This window comes from Streptomyces rishiriensis (assembly GCF_003112535.1).
In the GTDB taxonomy this organism is placed as follows: Bacteria; Actinomycetota; Actinomycetes; order Streptomycetales; family Streptomycetaceae; genus Streptomyces; species Streptomyces rishiriensis.
Map to the genome: position 1 here is coordinate 76,549 of NZ_BEWA01000030.1, position 19,641 is coordinate 96,189.

The following is a 19,641-nucleotide window of genomic DNA, read 5'->3' on the forward strand; positions in this document are numbered from 1 at the left end:
GACCGCCACCTTCCGCGTCACAAATCGCCCCGGAATCCCGTCATGACACTCCATCAGGACGAGCGTCGCCGGAGCGTCAAGAATGCTCCACGCCGCCCCTTTAGGCACCCTGACACACGGGTGCATCCTCCCCACCACGGGGTGAAACCGCAGGTCAGGACCGTAGGCTCAACCAGCGACTCGCTCCACGTCGCGCTCAGGCGGAAACAGGTCGAACAGACGGAGCAGACCCAGAAGACCCCAGGTCAGAAGCCCTATCGGGTTGGCTCCAGAATCGCCACGCACTCCACGTGGTGCGTCATCGGGAACAGGTCGAAAGCCCGCAGCGTCCGTACCCGGTATCCGCCGTCGCGGAAGTACCCCAGGTCCCGTGCCAGGGCCGCCGGGTCGCAGGCCACGTAGGCGATCTTCCGGGCGCCCAGGGACGACAGGTGCTCCACCGTCTTCTTGCCGGCCCCCGCCCTCGGCGGGTCCAGGACGATGAGGTCGACCTCGGTGATCCCGGTGCGCGGGAGGACGCTCTCGACCTTGCCCTGCTCGATCCGCACCCGGTCGAAGCCCGCGAGGTTGTGCCGGGCGTCCTCGACCGCGCGCTTGCCGGACTCGATGCCGAGCACCGCCCCCTTCTCGCCGAGGCGGTCGGCGAGCGCTCCGGCGAAGAGGCCGACGCCGCAGTACAGGTCGAGCGCCATGTCGCCCTTGCGCGGGAGCAGGCCCTGCATGACCGCCTTGACGAGGGTGTCGGCGGCCTGCGGGTGGACCTGCCAGAAGCCGCCGCTGCCGACGCGGTACGTCCGGCCGTCGGCGCGCTCGCGGACGAAGGCGCGGCCGTGGACGCGGTGGATGCCGCCGTCGTGCTCCTCGACGCGCATGACGGAGACGGGCTTGTCGAGCTCGACGAGCGGCAGGCGGGCGCCCGGCCGGGGTTCGAGGATCACCATGCGGTCCTGGGAGCCCGTCGCGGCGATGGCGTCGACGGACTCCATCCCCGACCAGTCACGCTGCTCGATGCCCAGCTCGCTGACGCCCTCCGCGGCGATCATGCAGTGCTCGATCGGCTCGACCTCGTGCGAGCGGTGGCGTCGCAGGCCGGCGTTGCCGTCGGCGTCCACCGCGTACTGCACGCGGGTGCGCCACTGCGGCACCTGTCCGGCGGGCAGCTTGTCGCCCTCGGCCGGCATCACGGTGCCGTCCCAGCCGGCGTCCTCGGGCGTGAGGCCCGCGAGCCGCTGCAGCTGCTCTGCGATCACCTCGCCCTTGAGGCGGCGCTGCGCGCCGGGCTTGGCGTGCTGCCAGTCGCAGCCGCCGCAGCGGCCGGGGCCGGCGTAGGGGCAGGGGGCCTCGACGCGGTCCTTGGACGGCTCCAGGATCCGTACGGCGTCGGCCCGCAGGAAGCGCGCGCCCTCCTCGCCGTCGGTGACCCGGGCCACGACCCGCTCACCGGGCAGCGTGTGCCGGACGAACAGCACCTGACCGGCCTCGGTACGGGCGATGCAGTGGCCGCCGTGGGCGACGGGACCGACCTCGACCTCGTACTCCTCGCCGACGAGGGACGCCGCCTGCGACTTCTTCGGTTCTGCCTGCATGGCGGGGGGACTCCACAACGTCGAACGAGGAACGGCCGGACAACAGCCCACCAGTCTACGTGGCTGTCGTCCGGCCGTTCACCACGCGCCGGTGCGCGCGGGGGTCAGTGCTTGTCGTCCGGCCCCGGGGAGCCCGGCGCGGTGCCGGAGCCCGAGGCGGAGCCGGAGGCGGAACCCGACGGCTCCTTGGGGCGGCCCACCTGCGCGGGGCCGCGCCGCACCGAACCCGGGGCGTTCCACTCCTGCCGCTTGCGCGCCCGCTTCCTCGCCGCCTCGGACGACTGCAGCTGGTAGGGGACGGACGTGACCATGACGCCCGGCGTGAACAGCAGCCGCCCCTTGAGCCGCAGTGCGCTCTGGTTGTGCAGCAGGTGCTCGTACCAGTGGCCCACCACGTACTCGGGGATGATCACCGACACCGCGTCGCGCGGCGACTCCCGGCGCAGGCTCTTGACGTACTCGATGACCGGTCGCGTGACCTCGCGGTAGGGCGAGTCCAGCACCTTCAGCGGCACGTCGATCCCGCGCCGCTCCCACTCCTCGCGCAGCGCCTTGGTCTCGGTCGGGTCGACGTTGACGGTGAGCGCCTCCAGGGTGTCGGAGCGCATCAGCTTGGCGTAGGCGAGGGCGCGCAGCGTCGGGCGGTGGATCTTGGAGATCAGCAGCACCGAGTGGACGCGCGAGGGGCGGACGCTGTCGTCGCTGGGGCCCTCGGGGGCGGCGATCTCGGCGGCGACGCCGTCGTAGTGGCGGCGGATCGCGGTCATCGTCCCGTAGAAGATCACCATGCCGAGCAGGGCGACCCAGGCGCCGTGCGTGAACTTGGTGAGGAGGACGACGACCAACACCAGGCCGGTGAAGAAGGCGCCGAAGGTGTTGATCGCACGCGAGCGGACCATGTGACGGCGCTTGGCCTGGTCGGTCTCGGTGGCCAGGAGGCGGTTCCAGTGGCGGACCATGCCGGTCTGGCTCAGCGTGAACGACACGAACACGCCGACGATGTAGAGCTGGATCAGCCGGGTGGAGTCGGCGCCGTAGATGACGACCAGCAGCATGGCCGTGCCGGCGAGCAGCACGATGCCGTTGGAGAAGGCGAGACGGTCGCCGCGGGTGTGCAGCTGGCGAGGCAGGTAGCGGTCCTGGGCGAGGATCGAGCCGAGCACCGGGAAGCCGTTGTAGGCGGTGTTGGCCGCCAGGAACAGCACCAGGGCGGTGGCGGCGGCGAGCACGACGAAGAAGAAGCTGCCCTTGCCGAAGACGGCCTCGGCGACCTGGGTGATCACCGGGTTCTGCACGTAGCCGGCGCCGACGCCGACCCCGTTCTTCAGCAGGTCGGTGGCCGGGTTCTCGGCCATCCGGACCTTGGTGACCAGGGCCAGGACGATGATCCCGCAGAACATGGTGACGGCCAGCAGCCCCATCGCCGCGAGCGTGGTCGCCGCGTTCTTCGACTTGGGCTTGCGGAAGGCCGGCACGCCGTTGGAGATCGCCTCGACGCCGGTGAGCGCGGCGCAGCCGGAGGAGAAGGCGCGCAGCAGCAGGAAGACCAGGGCGAAACCGGCCAGGCCCTGGTGCTCGGCCTTGATCGTGTACTGGGAGGTCGGGGCATGCATCGTGTCGCCGAGGACCAGCCCGCGGAAGGCCCCCCAGGCGATCATGATGAAGACGCCCGCGACGAACACGTAGGTGGGGATCGCGAAGAGCTTGCCGGACTCCTTGACGCCGCGCAGGTTCATCAGCGTCAGCAGCACGATGACGGCGACCGCGCAGGCCACCTTGTGCTCGACGACGAACGGGATCGCGGAGCCGAGGTTCTCGATGCCGGAGGAGATGGAGACGGCGACGGTGAGGACGTAGTCGACGAGCAGCGCGCTGGCCACCGTCAGCCCGGCCTTGGGGCCGAGGTTGGTGGTGGCGACCTCGTAGTCGCCGCCACCGCTGGGATAGGCGTGGACGTTCTGTCGGTAGGAGGCGACCACCGTGAACATCAGCACGACGACCGCGAGGGCGATCCACGGGCTGAAGTGGTAGGCCGACACGCCCGCGATGGACAGGACCAGCAGCACCTCCCCGGGCGCATAGGCCACGGAGGACAGCGGGTCGGAAGCGAAAACGGGTAGGGCGATGCGCTTCGACAGGAGCGTTTCTCCTAGTCGATCACTGCGCAGTGCACGCCCGATCAGAATCCGTTTGGGCACGTCGGTCAGTTTGGACACAACAGAGGATCGTAGGCCTTCGAACACGGGACCGCCCACCCTCCCCCGGGCTCAGCCGGGTGACAGGTCGCCGCGTCTGCCTCCCGAGTGAAATCGGCCGGCCCCGGGTTGCGGATTCCGCAGGCCCGTCGATCGGCATGGCTATATGACAATCCCCCGCCCGCTGACGCCCTTCGGAGGGTCCATGCACACGACCGCGGAGATCATCGGCGCCGTCGGCACCCTCGTCGGCCTTGGAATCCTTACCTACCTGAGTGTCTGGAGCATCAGCCGGCGTTAGATCGGGCGAACCGCGCGCCGACCGTGCACAGGGGTGCCCTGCGAGGACCGCGCGTGTGTAGCTTGGGCGGCGGTCTGAGACCCTGTTCAGGGCCGAGCGCCATGGCCAGGCCAGAAAACTTATGGACTTCTTTACTTCTTGACCTCGGAAGGACGGTCGTGCACATCGTCATCATGGGCTGCGGCAGAGTGGGTTCCGCTCTCGCGCAGACCCTGGAGCAACAGGGGCACACGGTCGCCGTGATCGACCAGGACCCCACCGCCTTCCGACGACTCGGCTCCGGTTTCGGCGGCCGTCGTGTCACCGGGGTCGGCTTCGACCAGGACACCCTGCGCGAGGCCGGGATCGAGGAGGCCGGTGCGTTCGCCGCCGTCTCCAGCGGCGACAACTCCAACATCATCGCCGCCCGCGTGGCCCGCGAGATGTTCGGCATCGAGAACGTCGCCGCCCGTATCTACGACCCGCGTCGCGCCGAGGTCTACCAGCGTCTGGGCATCCCCACCGTCGCCACCGTCCGCTGGACGGCCGACCAGATGCTGCGCCGGCTGCTGCCCTCGGGTGCGGAGCCGCTGTGGCGCGACCCCACCGGCGGCGTCCAGCTCGCCGAGGTGCACGCCGCCGCGTCCTGGGTCGGCCACAAGATCAGCAAGCTGCAGGAGGAGACGGGCGTCCGCGTGGCGTTCCTGACCCGCCTCGGCGAGGCGATCCTGCCCACCTCGCAGACGGTCCTCCAGGAGGGCGACCTGGTGCACGTGATGCTGCGCACCGACGAGGTCGAGAAGGTCGAGGCCTCGTTCGCCGAGGGCCCCAAGGAGGACGGTCACTGATGAGGGTCGCCATTGCCGGAGCCGGCGCCGTCGGCCGTTCGATCGCCGGCGAACTGCTGGAGAACGGCCACGAGGTCCTGCTCGTCGACAAGGCGCCGACCGCCATCTCGGTCGAGCGCGTCCCCCAGGCGGAGTGGCTGCTGGCCGACGCCTGCGAGATCACCTCGCTGGACGAGGCCGCGCTCCAGCGCTGCAACGTGGTGATCGCCGCCACCGGCGACGACAAGGTCAACCTCGTCGTCTCGCTGCTGGCCAAGACGGAGTACGGCGTCCCGCGCGTCGTCGCCCGCGTCAACAACCCGAAGAACGAGTGGCTCTTCAACGAGTCCTGGGGCGTGGACGTGGCCGTGTCGACCCCGCGCCTGATGTCGGCCCTGGTCGAGGAGGCGGTGAGCGTCGGCGACCTGGTCCGGCTGCTGCGCTTCAGCCACGGCGACGCCAACCTCGTCGAGCTGACCCTGCCCGAGGAGTCGGCGCTGGCCGGCACCCAGGTCGGCGACGTGGAGTGGCCGGAGGACACCTCCCTGGTCACCATCATCCGCGGCACCCGGGTCCTGACGCCGACCCGGGAGGACTCGCTCGAACCGGGCGACGAGCTGCTCTTCGTGGCCGCCCAGGCCAGGGAGGAGCAGCTGGAGGACCTGCTGTCGGTCCGCAAGGAGGACACCGGCGGCTGAGCCCGGTCCGAGGGATACGACGATGAGGGGGCGCCCGGAGATCTCCGGGCGCCCCCTCGTCATGCGGTCTTCCTTGCGGCCTCGCCGCTGCCCCTTTCAGCGCCCCGATCCGCACCGCTCAACCCGTCCGGCGATCGAGGACGAGGCCCGTTCAGGGCCGGAGCGAGGGTCCGGGGGCGGCAGCCCCCGGGGACGGCCACCGGGCCACCGGGCCACCGGGCCACCGGGCCACCGGGCCACCGGGCCACCGGGCCACCGGCAACTATCCGTCCCGACGGTGCCGCCCACCGGCCTCCGACGCCTCAGCCTCCGCGGCAGCGGCTGCGGCCTTCTCCTCCGCCTCCATCTCCGCGAACACGTCGATCGGCGCGGGCGCCTTCGCCAGGAACACCCAGGTCAGCCAGACGGCGAGCAGGAACGGCGGGATCTTCAGCGCCACGAGCACCCAGCCCAGCTGCGCGGTGTTCGCCCACCAGTAGAGCGGGAAGAGGATCGCGCACTTGGCCAGCAGGATCAGCCCCCACGCCCAACTGGCCTTGGCGTAGGCCTTCTTGCGCCCGGGATTGCGGGTCCGCCAGGAGAGGTTCTCCTTGAAGACGGGGCCCAGGATCAGCCCGATCAGCGGTACCCCGCACAGGGTCGTGACGATGTAGGCAAGGGCCAGGCCCAGCGTGTAGAGCATGCCCGGCAGGTAGAAGTCCTTGGCGTTACCGGTCATCATCGCGAAGACGACGCCGAACGCGACGCCGAAGACCCCGCTGAACGCGTGCTTGACCGTGTCCTTCATGACCAGGCGGACCACGACCAGGACCAGCGACACCGCGAGCGCGGCGATCGCGGACATGTGCAGGTCCTTGTTGATCGTGAAGATCGTGACGAAGAGCAGGCCGGGCACCACCGTCTCGACCATTCCGCGGACGCCGCCGAACGCCTCGAACAGCGCGGCCTCGGTCACCGCCCGGGCGTCGGCCGCGTCCTGCGCGGTCGTGTCTTCGGTCGGCTTGTCGAGCGACGTCACCGGCTACTCCCTACCCAGGGGTCTCAGTTCGTACTTGGGGTTGAACAGCACCCGACGGCCACGGCTCATGGAGACCCGGCCCGATGCGATGAGCTTGCGCCCCGGTTCTATGCCCACGATGGAGCGCCTGCCCAGCCACACCACGTCGAGTGCCGCGGTGCCGTCGAACAGCTCGGCCTCCAGGGCCGGGACTCCGGCGCGCGGCCGCAGGGTAACCGTGCGCAAGGTACCAGTAACGGTGACGATCTGCCGGTCCTGGCAGTCCCCGATCCGCGTGCAGCCGGCCGTCTCGGCGTCCTCTCGCAGCTCCTCGGACTCCAGGTCCTCCTGCGACGAGGAGAGCCGGTCGAGCATGCGCCGGAACCGGCCGACCGGCTTTTCGGAACGAGGAACAGCGCTCATATCTGAAGCGTACCGGGGCCCGCCGACAGAGCCGTACCCGCGGCCGCGCCCCTGCCGCACCGGAGGCCGTCGCCATGGCGGCCCGCCGTACCCGCACCCGTGTCCCTGTCCCGCGTCCGGGTCCGGCTCCGGGTCCGGGTCCGAGGCCACGGGGCCTTCCGCACGGCCTCCCCACGACCTACCGCTCGAACCGGTATCCCATCCCGGGCTCCGTGACGAAGTGCCTCGGATGCGAGGGATCCGCCTCCAGCTTGCGTCTGAGCTGTGCCATGTACACCCGCAGATAGTTCGTCTCCGTCCCGTACGACGGCCCCCACACCTCCTGCAGCAGCTGCTTCTGGCTGACCAGGCGGCCGGTGTTGCGCACCAGGACCTCCAGCAGATGCCACTCCGTGGGCGTCAGCCGGACGTCTCTCCCGGCCCGGTTGACCTTCTTCGCGGCGAGGTCCACGGTGAACTCGTCGGTCTCCACCAGGACCTCGTCCTCGCCGCCCCCGCCGGGCTCGGCGCGGCGGACGGCGGCCCGCAGCCGGGCCAGCAGCTCGTCCATGCCGAACGGCTTGGTGACGTAGTCGTCGGCGCCCGCGTCGAGCGCCTCGACCTTCTCGTCGGAGGAGTGGCGGGCGGACAGCACCAGGATCGGCACCCTGGTCCAGCCGCGCAGCCCCTTGATCACCTCCACGCCGTCCATGTCCGGCAGTCCGAGGTCCAGGACGACCACGTCCGGGTGACGGGCGGCGGCGAGCCGGAGGGCGGTGGCGCCGTCGTGGGCGGCGTCGACCTCGTACTTGCGGGCCTTGAGGTTGATCACGAGGGCGCGCACGATCTGCGGCTCGTCGTCGATCACGAGCACCCTCGTGGGGGCCTGGGGTGTCCCCCCAGCCGGGCTCAGCATGAGGCCTGCCTTTCAGGTCCTACGGGTCCTACTGGTCTTCCGGGCCTTACTGGTCCAACGGGTTGCGACGCGGGGTCCGGGCCGGGGTGCGACCCGGCGTCCGGGCCTGGCGGTGCCCCGGGGCCCCGTCCGGCCGCGCGGAGGGTGAGGACCATGGTGAGCCCTCCGCCGGGGGTGTCCTCCGCCTCGAGGGTGCCGCCCATGGCCTCGGCGAAGCCCCGGGCGACCGCGAGGCCCAGCCCCACTCCGGCCCCGCGCGGAGCGTCGCCGTAGCGCTGGAAGGGGGCGAATATCCGCTCCTTGGCCTCGTCGGGGACGCCGGGCCCGCGGTCCACGACCCGCACCTCCACCCGGTCGGACAGGGCGCTCGCCGAGACCAGGACGGGTGCGTCGCCCGGGCTGTACTTGACGGCGTTCTCCACCAGGTTGGCGACCGACCGCTCCAGCAGCCCGGCGTCGACGGCGACCATCGGCAGCGTCTCGGGGATGTCGAGCTCGACGCTCGCCTGCGGGTCGGGCACTCCGCCCAGCGCCATCGGCACCACCTCGTCGAGGTCGGTCTCGCGGATGATCGGCGTGACCGTGCCCGTCTGGAGGCGGGACATGTCCAGCAGGTTGCCCACCAGGTGGTCGAGGCGGTCCGCGCCGTCCTCGATGCCTTCCAGCAGCGCCGCCCGGTCCTCCTCGGACCAGGCCACGTCGTCGGACCTGAGGCTCGACACGGCCGCCTTGATCCCGGCCAGCGGTGTGCGCAGGTCATGACTGACGGCGGCCAGCAGCGCCGTGCGGATGCGGTTGCCCTCGGCCAGCGCGCGGGACTGGTCGGCCTCCTCCTGCAACCGCCGCCGGTCCAGCACGACGACCGCCTGCGCGGCGAACGCGGCCAGCACGCGGCGGTCCTCCGCGGGCAGCACCCGCCCGGTGAGCGCCAGGGCCGTGCGGTCGCCGACCGGCACCTCGACGTCGGCGTCGTCGGGCCGTTCGACCGGTCGCCCGAAGCCGACGTGGCCGGCCCTGGTCCACGGCGAGCGGTCGTCCGCCCGCTCCAGCAGCGCCGCCGACTCCATCCCGAAGGTCTCCCGCACCCGCTCCAGCAGCGCCTCCAGGCTGGTCTCGCCCCGCAGGACGTTGCCCGCCAGGTAGGACAGGATCTCCGACTCGGCCCGCAGCCGGGCCGCCTGGTGGGTGCGCCGGGCGGCGAGGTCCACCACCGACGCCACCGAGATCCCCACGCCGACGAAGATCACGATGGCGACGATGTTCTTGGGGTCGGCGATGGTCCAGCGGTGCAGGGGCGGCGTGTAGAAGTAGTTCAGCAGCAGCGAGCCCACGGCGGCCGAGGCCAGCGCGGGCAGCAGGCCGCCCAGCAGCGCCGCCGCCACCGTGAGCGCCAGGAACAGCAGCATGTCGTTGGCGAGACCGAGATGGACGGTGCTCAGCAGCAGCGCAAGCAGCGCCGGGCCGGCCACGCCGACCAGCCAGCCCCACATGATCCGGGCCCGCCCGAGCCGGGCCCCGCGGGCCACGGGCAGCCCGCGCCCCTTGGCGGCCTCCTCGTGGGTGACGATGTGGACGTCGAGGTCGGCCCCGGACTCCCGGGCGACCGTCGCGCCGACCCCGGGCCCGAAGACGTACTGCCAGGCCTTGCGGCGCGAGGAGCCGAGCACGATCTGGGTGGCGTTGACCCCGCGGGCGAAGTCGAGCAGCGCGGCCGGTATGTCGTCGCCGATCACGTGGTGGAAGGTGCCGCCGAGGTCCTCCGCGAGGGTGCGCTGCACCGCCAGCTCCTTGGGCGAGGCCGAGGTGAGCCCGTCGCTGCGCGCTATGTACACGGCGAGCACCTCGCCGCCGGCGCCCTTCTCCGCCAGCCGCGCCGCCCGCCGGATGAGGGTGCGCCCCTCCGGTCCGCCGGTCAGCCCGACCACGATCCGCTCGCGCGAACCCCAGATCGCCGACACCCGGTGCTCGCTGCGGTACTGCTGCAGGTACTCGTCGACCCGGTCGGCGACCCACAGCAGGGCCAGCTCGCGCAGCGCCGTGAGGTTCCCGGGCCGGAAGTAGTTGGACAGGGCCGCGTCGACCTTGTCCGGCTGGTAGACGTTGCCGTGCGCCATCCGCCGGCGCAGGGCCTGCGGCGACATGTCCACCAGCTCGATCTCGTCGGCTCGCCGGACGAACTCGTCGGGCACCGTCTCCTGCTGGCGGACGCCCGTGATGAACTCGACGACGTCGCCCAGGGACTCCAGGTGCTGGATGTTCACCGTGGAGATCACGTCGACGCCGACGGCGAGCAGTTCCTCCACGTCCTGCCAGCGCTTGGCGTTGCGCGAGCCCGGAACATTGGTGTGGGCGAGTTCGTCCACCAGGGCGACCTTCGGGGCGCGGGCGAGGACGGTGTCCACGTCCATCTCGGTGAAGACGGCGCCCCGGTACTCCAGCTCGCGGCGCGGGATCTCCTCCAGCCCGTGCAGCATCACCTCGGTGCGCCGGCGGCCGTGATGCTCGACGAACGCCGCCACGCAGTCCGTGCCGCGCTCCACCCGGCGATGGGCCTCGGACAGCATGGCGTACGTCTTGCCCACGCCAGGTGCGGCGCCGAGGTAGATCCGAAGCTTGCCGCGTGCCATGGCCTCATTGTCTTCCTGTCATTGCTGCCTACGCAGCGTCGACCTTACGGCCAACATTTCCGGGACGAGGGGCGAGCCGAGGGGCGGGGCGCGCCTTTGACGCAACCCTGACGCCTGGCGGACGCCTGCGCCCCTCAGCCCTTCATCGGTCGAGCCCCCCGCATCGGTTCACGCGGGCTCATCGCGATGCCCAGCCGGTTGTGCAACGGCGGCGGGGAGCATGCCGAAGGGCCGCACCCCCGGTGGGGATGCGGCCCTGTCAGCCGTGCGTTCCGCCGACGAGTCGGGCAGTCGGCGTTTCAGTGGGCAGGCGGGTCAGCGGACCTCGGTGATCTCCGGTCCGCGCTGCAGCTGGCCCATGCCGCCGGAGAAGCGGGAGCTCTCGTCCTGCTGCTGGATGCCCTCGGGCACCATCTGCGCGTCGTTCGGCAGCTTGAGGACGATCGGGTCGCGAGGCGCCATCGGACCCTCGCCGCGCACCACGACCGTGTCGCGGAAGATCTGCTCCAGCAGACCCGCCGCCTGCGGCTGCACCGCACCCTGACCCGAGATCACCCCGCGCAGGAACCAGCGGGGGCCGTCCACGCCGACGAACCGCACGACATGGAAGCCGCTCGTGCCGTCGGGCAGCTGCACCGGCACCTGGGCCCGCAGCTCCCAGCCCAGCGGGCCCTCGACCTCGTCGACGATGCCGCCCTGCTGGGTGATGCCGGAGCCGATCTCCTCGCGCACCTCACCCCAGATGCCCTCGCGCTTGGGAGCGGCGAAGGCCTGCAGCTGGATGGCGCTGTCGCGCAGCACGACGGTCGCGGCGACGATCGCGTCACCGGCGACCTCGACCCGCAGCTCCATGCCATCGACCCCGGGCACGAAGAGCCCGCCGAGGTCGACACGGCCCTCAGCGGGGTCGCGCACCTCGGAGTCGTCCCAGGGCCCGTCGGGCCGCGGCTCCGGCTCGAGCCGCACGCGCTCGCGCTCGCCCTCTACGTCGTCCGCCTCAGCGTCGACACTGTCGACGACCTGCTCGGCCTCGCCGGCCGCGTCCTCGGCGGCACCCTTCTTCTTGCGACGTCCGAACACGTCACTGTCCTTCCCGGTCGGATACGACCGAAGCGTATCGATTCCCACCCGTCGCGCCGCCCTCGGCGGCCTGACCGCTTGTACCGCTTGCACCGCCCACAGCGGCATGGCCGCCGGTGGACCCGAAGCCCCCTGCGGCCCGCGCCGATCCGGGAAGCTCCGCCACCTCCTGGAAGCGGACCCTCTCGACCTGCTGGACGACCAGTTGGGCAATCCGGTCGAAGCGCTCGAACCGCACGGACTCGTGCGGGTCGAGATTCACCACGATCACCTTGATCTCCCCACGGTACCCGGCATCAACCGTCCCCGGGGCATTCACGAGGGCGACGCCGCATCGGGCGGCCAGCCCCGAACGGGGGTGCACGAAGGCCGCGTACCCCTCGGGCAGGGCGATGGACACCCCCGTGGGCAGTACGGCCCGCTCCCCCGGCGCCAGTTCCCGGCTCCGAGTGGTGCGCAGATCGGCCCCCGCGTCCCCGGGGTGCTCGTACGCCGGAAGCGGTACGTCGGGGTCGACGCGCCGGATCAGGACGTTCAGCGCGTCACGGCTCACGGGTTCACCTCGAAGGCGCGGGCGCGCCTGATCCGGTCCGGGTCGCTCATGGCGGCCCGGATCTCCTCCTCGCGGCCGTGATGCACGAAGTGCTCGACCGCGACCTCGACGAAGAGCGCCTGGGCGCGGACGGCGAGGGGTCCGTCGGGCCCGCCGATCCGGCCGGTGGCACTCGAGTAGATCTTGCGGCGGGCCACCGCCGTCACCTCGGCCTCCAGGTGGAGCGTGGCGCCGACGGGGACGGGCCGCACGAAGTCGGTCTCCAGCCGTCCGGTCACCGCGACCGTCCGCAGCAGCCAGTTCAGCGAGCCGAGCGTCTCGTCGAGAGCCGCCGCCAGGATCCCGCCGTGCGCGAGACCGGGCGCACCCTGGTGAGCGGGCTGCACGGTGAACTCGGCGGTGACGCTCACCCCCTCGCCGGCCCGCGTCTCCAGGTGCAGCCCGTGAACCTGCCCGCCGCCACATCCGAAACAGTGTTCGTAGTGGGCGCCGAGAAGCTCACCGGGTGCGGGAGCGTCGGGGTGACGCACGGGTTTCACGGCGTCGGCCGGAGGCTCAAGAGCTGCGGAAGTACCACTCACAGCCGCAGACCTTACCCGCGCGTCCGTGATATCCGGACACCGTGCCAAGCTTGGCTCCATGCAGCTCTCCGCCGCCCCTTACGAAGAACGCCTCACGGCCCCGCGCTCGTGGTGGTTCGTCTCGTTCCTGGTGGGCGTCTCCATGGCCCTGATCCTGTTGCCCTTCGGCACCCTGCCGTTGCTGGGCGGCCTGGTGGGCGGCACCGCCGTCGCGGCCGTCGTGGGCAGTTCCTACGGCTCCCTGCGCATCCGGGTCGTGGGCGACTCCCTCATCGCGGGCGAGGCGAAGATCCCGGTCGCCGCCCTGGGCGAGGCGGAGGTCCTGGACGCGGAGGAGGCGCGCGCCTGGCGCACCCACAAGGCGGACACCCGCGCCTTCCTGCTGCTGCGCTCGTACATCCCCACGGCCCTGAAGGTGGAGGTCACCGACCCGGACGACCCCACGCCCTACCTGTATCTGTCGACGCGGGAGCCGGAGCGCCTGGCGCAGGCCCTCGCGGCGGCACGGGAAGCGAAGGCGTAACCGGGAACCCCGGCCGCCGTCGGCAGACCCGTGCGGCCCCGGACGTCAGCGGCCGGGCTCGTCGGGGATTCCGGGGATCCCGCGGATTCCGGGGATCTCCTCCATGGTCAGCGGGTCCGCGGGCTTCTCCAGCGCCGGCAGTTCCCGCAGTTCCTCCCAGGGCACCTGCATCTTGCGCAGATCGGCCCGGACCTTCGCGGCGACCCTTCTGGTGTCCCGCCGGTTCATGACCGCGCCGACGAGGGCGCCCACCATGAAGGGCATCAGGTTCGGCAGGTCGCGGACCATGCGCTTCATGATCTGCTGCCGCAGCTCGCGCTTCATCTGGCCGCCCAGGGCCGAGTTGATCGAGGACGGCTTCAGCACGTCGACTCCGCGTTCGCCCGACCACGAGCGCAGATACGCGGTGCTGCGGTCCTTGAGGCTGCCCGCCGGCCGCAGGCCGTAGACCTCGTGGAGTTCGGCGATCAGCTTGAGTTCGATCGCCGCGACCCCCGTGATCTCCGCGGCCAGTTCGGTCGGCATCGCGGGCGGCACGGGCAGCATCGCCGCCGCACCGATGCCCGCGCCCACGGTGGACGTGGCGTTGGCCGCGCCGGTCACGAGTTTGTCCGCGATCTCTTCCGGCCCCAGACCGGGGAACTGCCGTCGAAGCGTCTGGAGGTCGCGTACGGGGACCCGGGGGGCGATGTCGATGATCCGGTCGGCCAGGTGCCCGAGGCCCGCCCTGGCCCGTTTGCCGCCCTGTCGGGCGCCTTCCCGGGCCAGGCCCGTGGCCTTGTCCCGGATGACCGCCGCCCTCCGCCTTGCGACGGGGGCGGCGCTCTGCGCGGGCGCCGGGTGGTCATTCCGGTCCGCCGCGGGTTCGAGCGAGGCAGATCCCGCCGGGACTGCTCCCGTACCGGATGAGCCTCGCTCGTCGTCACGCACGCCGTGAGGGCCGTCGGACGGCCCTTTGTCCGTTCCCCGCAGGGGGAAGCGGCGCTTCCGGGGAGGGGTCGAGCCAGTCACGGCCGACCCCGCCTCAGTCGCAGTCGCGGCAGATCGGCTGGCCGTTCTTCTCCCGGGCCAGCTGGCTGCGGTGGTGCACCAGGAAGCAGCTCATGCAAGTGAACTCGTCCTGCTGCTTCGGCAGCACCCGGACGGCCAGCTCCTCGTTCGAGAGGTCTGCGCCGGGCAGTTCGAGACCTTCGGCGGCCTCGAATTCGTCGACATCGACTGCGGAGGCGGACTTGTCGTTCCGCCTGGCCTTCAGCTCCTCAAGGCTGTCTGAGTCGACGTCGTCGTCGGTCTTGCGTGGGGTGTCGTAATCGGTAGCCATTTCGCCTCTCCCCCTCTGGGTGTCTGCGGTGTCTCCAGCGCACGTAACGCGTGAGAGGCCGGACTTGTGCCCGCCTCGAGGCGGAGATTTTGCCTCACATCAAGGTCTGTTACTCAATCGACACCCAACCGAACTCCTCACGAGTGATCGGCTTGGATGGCGATCGGGACCGTACACGGTCCGAATGCCGCACTTCAAAGGCGTCTCACCGTGTACTTCCCGTGATCGGGACCCCCGAAAACCCGGATTTTCCGGGCTTTGCACGGGCCTTAATGATCACGGAGAGTAGATGGCCGGAAATTCGCCCCTGTGATCGATCACACATGGAGAGGCTGGTCGTAGGCCCGGAAAATTCCGCGCAAAGCGAACATCCCCGCGTGTGTCGGCGACATGGTCTCAGACAGGGAAGGTGACCCGCATCACGAGCCCACCCCCCTCGCGCGGCTCGGCCACGATATGGCCGCCGTGCGCCCGGGCCACGGACCGCACGATGGACAGACCGAGCCCGACCCCCTTGTCACTGCCCGTCCGCTCGGTACGCAGCCGACGGAACGGCTCGAACAGGTTGTCGATCTCATACGCCGGCACGACCGGGCCGGTGTTCGACACGACCAGAACCGCCTGGCCGTGCCGGACGTCGGTGGTCACCTCGACCCAGCCGTCCTCGGGCACGTTGTACCGCACGGCATTCTGCACGAGATTCAGCGCGATCCTCTCCAAAAGGACGCCATTGCCCTGAACGACCGCGGATTTCTGCTCACCGCGGATCACCACCCCCTTGGCCGCCGCCTCCCCGTGCACCTGGTCGACGGCCTGCTCGGCGACCTCCGCGAGGTCCACCGGCTTGCGCTCGACGATCTGGTTGTCGCTGCGGGCGAGCAGCAGCAGGCCCTCTACGAGCTGCTCGCTGCGCTCGTTGGTCGCCAGCAGCGTCTTGCCCAGCTGCTGCAGCTCCACCGGCGCTCCCGGGTCGGAGAGATGCACCTCCAGCAGGGTGCGGTTGATCGCCAGCGGTGTTCTCAGCTCGTGCGAGGCGTTGCCCACGAAGCGCTGCTGGGCGGTGAACGCGCGCTGCAGGCGCTCCAGCATGTCGTCGAAGGTGTCGGCCAGCTCCTTGAGCTCGTCGTCCGGGCCGTCCAGCTCGATACGACGGGACAGGTCCGAGCCCGCCACCGCGCGCGCGGTGCGGGTGATCCTGCCGAGCGGTGACAGCACGCGGCCGGCCATGGCGTAGCCGAAGGCGAAGGCGATGATCGCCAGGCCCAGGAGGGCGAGCAGGGAGCGGCTCAGCAGATCGTCGAGAGCGTGCTGGCGCTGGACGGCGTCGCACTGCTTGAGGAACGCGCTGAACTGCGCCTGGCTGGTCGCCGCGTCCAGCTGAGGGCACGTGGGGCTGCTGACGTCGTAGTCGCTCCCGGTCACCGTGAACGCCTGGCCGCTGCCTTCGTGGAGTGCCTGCGCCGCCAGCAGGTAGATGATCGACAGCAGCATGATGCCGGCGATCAGGAACATGCCGCCGTACAGCAGGGTCAGCCGTATGCGGATGGTCGGGCGGAGCCACGGAAAGGGCAGCTGCGGGCTCCGGGGGTCCCAGGTGGGCTTGGGGGGCGCCTGGGGCGGCGCGGGTGTCGATGCCACGGCGGTCAGATCCGGTAACCCGAACCGGGGACCGTGACGATCACCGGCGGTTCGCCCAGCTTGCGGCGGAGCGTCATGACGGTCACGCGCACGACGTTGGTGAACGGGTCGGTGTTCTCGTCCCACGCCTTCTCCAGGAGCTGCTCCGCGGAGACCACGGCGCCCTCGCTGCGCATGAGCACCTCCAGGACGGCGAACTCCTTGGGCGCGAGCTGCACCTCCTTGCCGTCACGGAAGACCTCGCGGCGGTTGGGGTCGAGCTTGATGCCGGCCCGCTCCAGGACGGGCGGCAGCGGCACGCTGGTGCGCCGGCCGAGCGCGCGCACGCGGGCGATCAGCTCGCTGAAGGCGAAGGGCTTGGGGAGGTAGTCGTCGGCGCCGATCTCGAGGCCCTCGACCCGGTCGCTGACGTCGCCGGAGGCCGTGAGCATCAGCACGCGTGTGGGCATGCCGAGTTCGACGATCTTGCGGCAGACGTCGTCGCCGTGCACGAGGGGGAGGTCGCGGTCGAGGACGACCACGTCGTAGTCGTTGACGCCGATGCGCTCCAGGGCGGCCGCACCGTCGTACACGACGTCGACGGCCATGGCCTCCCGGCGCAGTCCGGTGGCCACCGCATCGGCGAGCAGTTGCTCGTCCTCGACGACGAGTACGCGCACGTCGCAGTCCTTCCTGTGTCCACCCGCGTAGCGTCCTTGGACGCACGCGGGCGGGGGTCTCGGTGAGTGTTGCGTCCATCCTGCCCTTTTCGGCCATAAGTCGGCGGTAAGACGGGTGGGCGGTACATGAAGGGCGGATGTGAGGCCCGGGAATGCGAGATTTTCTCGTCCGGTTGAGGTTTCCGCGGAAGGGAGCGAGGGGAGGACGGCTTTACATCCCGCGATCACCCTCTGCATGTGCCGCTGCACCATGTGGCACTCCGCGATCCGCTTGCCGCAGAGCGGGCGTGGGTGTCCGGCACCGTCGCCGCCCGGCAGGGCAGCGCTGGGCACCTGTGAGAGACGTGATCGCCCCTTCCCAACCCGGCACACCCCCGTGCCACCGACCCACGACCCAGGACGAGGGGGCGCAGCATGGACGCATTCACCGCAGGACTTCTGCAGCGCATAAGGGCGACCGAGACCGACCTGACGCGGGCTCGCGACGAGGGCGACGACTTCCTCGTCGAGGTGGAGCAGGCCGAGCTCGACGACCTGCGTCGCCTCGCCGCCGAGCACGGTGTGGAGGTCGGCGCGACGAGCGTCTAGCGGTAGGCGCGTACGCGGAGGGGCCCCGGCGAATCCAGCGCCGGGGCCCCTCCGCGTGTCCGCGCGACGGCGGCCCGGCCGTGCTCAGTCGTGCCAGGCGCCGAAGTCCTCCAGCAGGCGCTGGAGGGGCTCGAAGACGCCCGGGGTGGCGGCGATCGCGAGATCGCGTCCGGGGCGCTCTGCGGGCCGTCCACCGGTCAGCGCGCCCGCTTCCCGGGCGATCAGGTCGCCCGCGGCGAGGTCCCAGGCGTGCAGACCGCGCTCGTAGTATCCGTCGAGCCTGCCGACGGCCACGTCGCACAGGTCGACGGCGGCCGAGCCGCTGCGCCGGATGTCCCTCAGCAGCGGGATCAGCCGCTGAGCGACGTCCGCCTGGTGGGCGCGGACCTCGGTGACGTAGTTGAAGCCGGTCGAGACCAGGGCCTGGTCGAGGGGGGCCGCCGCGCGGCAGGCCAGCACGCGCTCCCCTGCCCAGGCGCCGGTCCCCCGGGCGCCGCCGCCGCGCACGGCGTGGAACGTCTCGCCGCGCATGGGGATCTCGACGACGCCGACCACGGCCTCGCCGTCCTGCTCGGCCGCGATGGAGACGGCCCACGTGGGCAGCCCGTAGAGGTAGTTGACCGTGCCGTCGAGGGGGTCGATCACCCAGCGGACGCCGCTGCTGCCCTCGCTGGAGGCGCCCTCCTCGCCGAGGAAGCCGTCGTCGGGGCGGCGGTCGGAGATCAGGCCGGTGATCAGCTTCTCGGCCGCGATGTCCATCTCGGTGACGATGTCGATGGGGCTGGACTTGGTGGCGGCGACCGCGAGGTCGGCCGGGCGGCCGTCGCGCAGGAGCTCACCGGCGCGGCGGGCGGCCTCCCGGGCGAGTGCGAGCAGTTCGGTGTGCAGGGGGTCGGTCACGCCGTTCCTCACGCGTAGGGGCTGTCGGCGCCCGCGGCGGCGGGCTTGGGGGCGCGGGCGGGGCAGCATCCGACCGGGCACAGGTGGTGGCTCGGCCCGAGCGCTCCGAGGGCGCACGGGGTGACGTCCAGGCCGCTCTCCACCGCGGCGCGCTCCAGGACGAGCTCGCGGATCGCGGCGGCGAAGCGGGGGTCGGCTCCGACGGTGGCGGACCGGCGCATGGGCAGGCCCAGCTCGCGCGCCTTGGCCTCGGCCTCCGTGTCGAGGTCGTAGAGGACCTCCATGTGGTCGGAGACGAAGCCGATGGGGGCGACGACGACCGCCGGGACGCCGGCCGCGTGCCGCTCCTCCAGGTGGTCGCAGATGTCCGGCTCCAGCCAGGGGATGTGCGGGGCGCCGGAGCGGGACTGGTAGACGAGCTGCCACGGGTGGTCCACGCCGGTGCGCTCGCGGACGGCGTCGGCGACCAGCCGCGCGGTCTCCAGATGCTGCTTCACGTACGCGCCGCCGTCGCCGTGGTCCTCGACGGGGCCGGAGGCGTCCGCGGCCGTGAGCGGGATGGAGTGGGTCGAGAAGGCCAGGTGCGCGCCGTCGCGGACGTCCTCGGGGAGGTCGGCGAGCGAGCGCAGCACGCCGTCGATCATGGGTTCCAGGAAGCCGGGGTGGTTGAAGTAGTGCCGCAGCTTATCGACCCGGGGCGGTGCGAGGCCCTCGGTCTCCAGCGCGGCCAGCGAGTCGGCGAGGTTCTCGCGGTACTGGCGGCAGCCGGAGTAGGAGGCGTAGGCGCTGGTGGCGAGGACGAGGACGCGGCGGCGGCCGTCGGCGGTCATCTCGCGCAGGGTGTCCGTGAGGTACGGGGCCCAGTTGCGGTTGCCCCAGTAGACCGGCAGGTCCAGGCCGTGGTCGGCGAAGTCCTTGCGCAGGGCGTCCAGCAGGGCGCGGTTCTGGTCGTTGATGGGGCTGACCCCGCCGAACAGGAAGTAGTGCTGCCCCACTTCCTTGAGGCGTTCCTTGGGGATGCCGCGCCCGCGCGTCACGTTCTCCAGGAACGGGACCACGTCGTCCGGGCCTTCCGGGCCGCCGAACGAGAGCAGGAGCAGGGCGTCGTAGGGGGTGGCATCGAGCGCGTCTGGCATGAGTCGATCCTGCCACCCGGCTCCGGCGGCCGGTAAACGGCGGGGGCCCGGCGCGCCCGGACGCGAACCCGGCTCCCGAGGGTGCGTTAGGGTTGCCTAAGTTCGCTCGTCAGCTGTATGAGCTGTATTCACGC

General features: G+C 71.2%; 19 protein-coding genes. 4 read left to right on the top strand and 15 right to left on the bottom strand.

Annotation, left to right across the window (positions count from 1 at the left end):
- Nucleotides 1-254 precede the first annotated feature (254 nt).
- Together Sri02f_RS37705 and Sri02f_RS37710 are read right to left on the bottom strand one after the other, a co-directional pair.
- A complete protein-coding gene (locus tag Sri02f_RS37705; RefSeq protein WP_109005814.1) occupies nt 255-1,586 on the bottom strand; it encodes a class I SAM-dependent RNA methyltransferase in 1,332 nt (443 codons plus the stop codon).
- A gap of 104 nt (nt 1,587-1,690) precedes the next feature.
- The gene (locus tag Sri02f_RS37710) at nt 1,691-3,802 is read right to left on the bottom strand and encodes an APC family permease (RefSeq protein WP_109005815.1); all 2,112 of its coding nucleotides are present in this window, start codon (nt 3,800-3,802) and stop codon (nt 1,691-1,693) included.
- 438 nt (nt 3,803-4,240) lie between these two features.
- On the opposite strand from Sri02f_RS37710, the gene Sri02f_RS37715 reads away from it, so the two are divergent.
- A complete protein-coding gene (locus Sri02f_RS37715) occupies nt 4,241-4,909 on the top strand; it encodes a potassium channel family protein (RefSeq protein ID WP_069767482.1) in 669 nt (222 codons plus the stop codon).
- Nucleotides 4,909-5,586 carry a potassium channel family protein gene (locus Sri02f_RS37720; protein WP_109005816.1) on the top strand — a complete coding sequence of 226 codons (678 nt, stop codon included), beginning with the start codon at nt 4,909-4,911 and terminating at the stop codon, nt 5,584-5,586. Before Sri02f_RS37715 ends, Sri02f_RS37720 begins: the two co-directional genes overlap by 1 nt.
- Nucleotides 5,587-5,848: 262 nt before the next feature.
- Here Sri02f_RS37720 and Sri02f_RS37725 read toward each other — a convergent pair whose 3' ends face one another.
- The 7 genes from Sri02f_RS37725 to Sri02f_RS37755 form a co-directional block, all read right to left on the bottom strand.
- Entirely contained in the window at nt 5,849-6,604 is a 756-nt protein-coding gene (locus Sri02f_RS37725; RefSeq protein WP_109005817.1) for a DUF3159 domain-containing protein, read from the bottom strand.
- 3 nt (nt 6,605-6,607) lie between these two features.
- Entirely contained in the window at nt 6,608-7,006 is a 399-nt protein-coding gene (locus Sri02f_RS37730; protein ID WP_109005818.1) for an OB-fold nucleic acid binding domain-containing protein, read from the bottom strand.
- A gap of 178 nt (nt 7,007-7,184) precedes the next feature.
- Nucleotides 7,185-7,901 (bottom strand): response regulator, encoded by a 717-nt coding sequence (locus tag Sri02f_RS37735; protein ID WP_109005819.1) that lies wholly within the window; start codon nt 7,899-7,901, stop codon nt 7,185-7,187.
- A complete protein-coding gene (locus Sri02f_RS37740; protein ID WP_109005820.1) occupies nt 7,895-10,528 on the bottom strand; it encodes a DUF4118 domain-containing protein in 2,634 nt (877 codons plus the stop codon). Before Sri02f_RS37740 ends, Sri02f_RS37735 begins: the two co-directional genes overlap by 7 nt.
- A 315-nt stretch (nt 10,529-10,843) precedes the next feature.
- Nucleotides 10,844-11,608 carry a DUF3710 domain-containing protein gene (locus Sri02f_RS37745; protein WP_109005821.1) on the bottom strand — a complete coding sequence of 255 codons (765 nt, stop codon included), beginning with the start codon at nt 11,606-11,608 and terminating at the stop codon, nt 10,844-10,846.
- Between the two features lies 1 nt (nt 11,609).
- On the bottom strand, nt 11,610-12,161 hold the full coding sequence (gene dut / locus Sri02f_RS37750; protein ID WP_109005822.1) for a dUTP diphosphatase: 552 nt from the start codon (nt 12,159-12,161) through the stop codon (nt 11,610-11,612).
- Nucleotides 12,158-12,742, bottom strand: a complete 585-nt coding sequence (locus tag Sri02f_RS37755; protein ID WP_109005823.1) for a PaaI family thioesterase — start codon at nt 12,740-12,742, stop codon at nt 12,158-12,160. Before Sri02f_RS37755 ends, dut begins: the two co-directional genes overlap by 4 nt.
- Nucleotides 12,743-12,800: 58 nt before the next feature.
- On the opposite strand from Sri02f_RS37755, the gene Sri02f_RS37760 reads away from it, so the two are divergent.
- Nucleotides 12,801-13,265 carry a DUF3093 domain-containing protein gene (locus Sri02f_RS37760; protein ID WP_109005824.1) on the top strand — a complete coding sequence of 155 codons (465 nt, stop codon included), beginning with the start codon at nt 12,801-12,803 and terminating at the stop codon, nt 13,263-13,265.
- Nucleotides 13,266-13,310: 45 nt separating this feature from the next.
- Here Sri02f_RS37760 and Sri02f_RS37765 read toward each other — a convergent pair whose 3' ends face one another.
- The 4 genes from Sri02f_RS37765 to Sri02f_RS37780 form a co-directional block, all read right to left on the bottom strand.
- Nucleotides 13,311-14,276, bottom strand: coding sequence for a hypothetical protein (locus Sri02f_RS37765; protein ID WP_109005825.1), 966 nt, complete (start codon nt 14,274-14,276; stop codon nt 13,311-13,313).
- Between the two features lie 13 nt (nt 14,277-14,289).
- Entirely contained in the window at nt 14,290-14,586 is a 297-nt protein-coding gene (locus tag Sri02f_RS37770; protein ID WP_003993510.1) for a DUF4193 domain-containing protein, read from the bottom strand.
- 396 nt (nt 14,587-14,982) lie between these two features.
- Nucleotides 14,983-16,224 (bottom strand): sensor histidine kinase, encoded by a 1,242-nt coding sequence (locus Sri02f_RS37775; protein WP_109005826.1) that lies wholly within the window; start codon nt 16,222-16,224, stop codon nt 14,983-14,985.
- A gap of 5 nt (nt 16,225-16,229) precedes the next feature.
- Entirely contained in the window at nt 16,230-16,883 is a 654-nt protein-coding gene (locus tag Sri02f_RS37780; RefSeq protein ID WP_003993508.1) for a response regulator transcription factor, read from the bottom strand.
- Nucleotides 16,884-17,297: 414 nt separating this feature from the next.
- Between Sri02f_RS37780 and Sri02f_RS41935 the strand changes: the two genes are divergently transcribed.
- Complete coding sequence (locus Sri02f_RS41935; RefSeq protein WP_167467697.1) at nt 17,298-17,471, top strand: hypothetical protein; 174 nt, start codon at nt 17,298-17,300, stop codon at nt 17,469-17,471.
- A gap of 84 nt (nt 17,472-17,555) precedes the next feature.
- Here the strand turns inward: Sri02f_RS41935 and Sri02f_RS37785 are convergent, their stop codons facing one another.
- Nucleotides 17,556-18,371, bottom strand: coding sequence for an inositol monophosphatase family protein (locus Sri02f_RS37785; protein ID WP_109005827.1), 816 nt, complete (start codon nt 18,369-18,371; stop codon nt 17,556-17,558).
- 8 nt (nt 18,372-18,379) lie between these two features.
- On the bottom strand, nt 18,380-19,507 hold the full coding sequence (locus Sri02f_RS37790; RefSeq protein WP_109005828.1) for a ferrochelatase: 1,128 nt from the start codon (nt 19,505-19,507) through the stop codon (nt 18,380-18,382).
- Nucleotides 19,508-19,641: the final 134 nt, after the last annotated feature.